The sequence below is a fragment of the Arhodomonas sp. KWT genome, from assembly GCF_010993615.1.
The window spans coordinates 1-761 of record NZ_WNXE01000807.1; the positions used below are offsets into that span (position 1 = coordinate 1).

The following is a 761-nucleotide window of genomic DNA, read 5'->3' on the forward strand; positions in this document are numbered from 1 at the left end:
CGCTCGCGGGCCTGTGCCTGGCTGTACTGCCATTCGGAAAGGGTGTGGCTCGGCGCCACCTCCACGGCGGTGACCTTGTACTCCGGGCACTCCGTGGCCCAGTCGGAGAATTCCGTGGTGACAACGTTGGTCGCGGTCTCCGGGAAGTGGAAGGTGGTGTAGACCACGCCGGGCATCATCCGCGGGCTGATGTGCGCGTGCAGGGTCGTCTCGCCGATGCGGCTGGCGAGGCGCACGCGCATGCCCTCGCGGATGCCGCGGGTCTCCGCGTCCTCCGGGTGGATTTCGAGGATGTCCTCATCGTGCCACACGCGGTTGTCCGTGCGCCGGGTCTGGGTGCCGACGTTGTACTGCGAGAGGATCCGCCCGGTGGTGAGCAGCAGCGGGAAGCGCCGGTTCGCCCGCTCGTCGGTGGCGACGTAGGGCGTGAGCAGGAACCGGCCGAGCCCGCGGACGAACTCGCCCACGTGCATGACCCGGGTGCCTTCCGGATGGGCCTCGTTGCACGGCCACTGGATGCTGCCGAGCTCGTCGATCTTCTCGAAGCTCACGCCGGCGAAGGTCGGCGTGGTCCGGGCGATCTCGTCCATGATCTCGCCGGGATGGCGGTAGTGCATGGGATAGCCCAGCGCCTGGGCGAGCGCCTGGGTGATCTCCCAGTCCGCCATGCCCGCCGGTGCCTCGGTGATCTTGCGCACCCGGTTGATCCGCCGTTCGGCGTTGGTGAAGGTGCCGTCCTTCTCCAGGAAGGTCGAGCCCGG

1 protein-coding gene is annotated in these 761 nt (G+C 68.7%); it reads right to left on the minus strand.

Going from position 1 to position 761, the window contains the following annotated elements:
- Window positions 1-761, minus strand: a 761-nt coding sequence (locus G7A99_RS22555) for a molybdopterin oxidoreductase family protein (RefSeq protein WP_305792360.1), incomplete at both ends; no start/stop codon positions are given.